The organism is Actinosynnema sp. NPDC023658, from assembly GCF_040639995.1.
GTDB lineage: Bacteria > Actinomycetota > Actinomycetes > Mycobacteriales > Pseudonocardiaceae > Actinosynnema.
This window is the reverse complement of sequence record NZ_JBFAAX010001428.1, coordinates 1-1,144: the sequence shown is the minus strand read 5'-3', so window position 1 is coordinate 1,144 and position 1,144 is coordinate 1. Positions and strand designations below refer to the sequence as shown.

General features: G+C 73.9%; 1 protein-coding gene. It reads left to right on the top strand.

Annotated elements, in window-relative coordinates:
* On the top strand, window positions 1-732 hold a 732-nt coding region (locus AB0G02_RS41550), incomplete at its 5' end, for an ROK family protein (RefSeq protein ID WP_360806476.1).
* Window positions 733-1,144 lie beyond the last annotated feature (412 nt).

Genomic DNA, 1,144 nt, shown 5'->3' with positions numbered 1-1,144 from the left:
GCCCGGTCCCCCCGGGTCACCGCGATGGGCGTGACGCTCGGCGGCACCGTCCTCGACGGCCTGGTGGCCGACGCCGGGCACCTGGGCTGGACCGACGTGCCGCTGGCGGAGGCGCTCACCCTGGCCACCGGGGTCCCGACCGCGGTGGACAACGACGTCCAGGCGCTCACCGCGGCCGAGCACTGGTTCGGCGCGAGCGCCGGCCTCGACTCGATGGCGGTGATCACGATCGGCGCGGGCGTGGGCACCGGGCTGGTCGTCGGCGGCCGACTGGTGCGGGGCGCGCACGGCCTGCCACCCCGGTTCGACCACGTCCTGGTCGACCCCAACGGTCCGGCCTGCGGCTGCGGCCGGCGCGGTTGCGTGTCGAGCTACCTGCTGACGAGCGTGATCCTGCGCCGGCTCGACGGGACGCCGACCTACGAGGAGGCGCTCGACCGGGTCCGCCGCGGCGACCCGCGGGCCAGGCGGGTGTTCGACGACGCCGGGTACGCCCTCGGCGCGCTCATCGGCACCGTCGCCAACGCCGTCGATCCGCAGAAGGTGCTGCTCACCGGCGAGGGCCTGCCGCTGTACGAGGTCGCCTCCCGGCTCGTGCGCGACGGCTTCGAGGACACCTACCAGGACGACCCCGACCTGATCGAGCTGGACGTGCGGCCGTTCGACTTCAGCGAGTGGGCCCGTTCCGCCGCCGCGGTCGCCATCAGGGCCACCATCGCCGGCACCGGCTGAGCGCGACACCACTGTTCATACCGTGTCCACAGTGGACACAGTTGCGCGCCACCCCCGGCAACGGCTACGCTGTGCGGCAACCCGTTCTCGTGGACGCAGGCGGCTCAGCCCCCATCCCCACGAAGTTCCCCGCGAAACCCCCGGACCGACCGGACGTGGCTCGCGCAGCCTTTCCCGACGTGTCGACGGGTTCCCACCGCAGCGCCGCTGCGTTCCCCGGTCATTCCCGAAATCAGGGAGAACCCCTTGAACCACAACGACAACACCCCCACCCGGCTCACCTCCGGCGTCCTCGACGTCGTGGACCGGCGAGCCGTCCTGCGCACCGACGGCCACCTGCCGGGCCCGGACGACCTCACCGTCGCGCCGCACCTGGTGGGCGAGCACGGCCTGCGGCGCGGCGGCGAGGGCC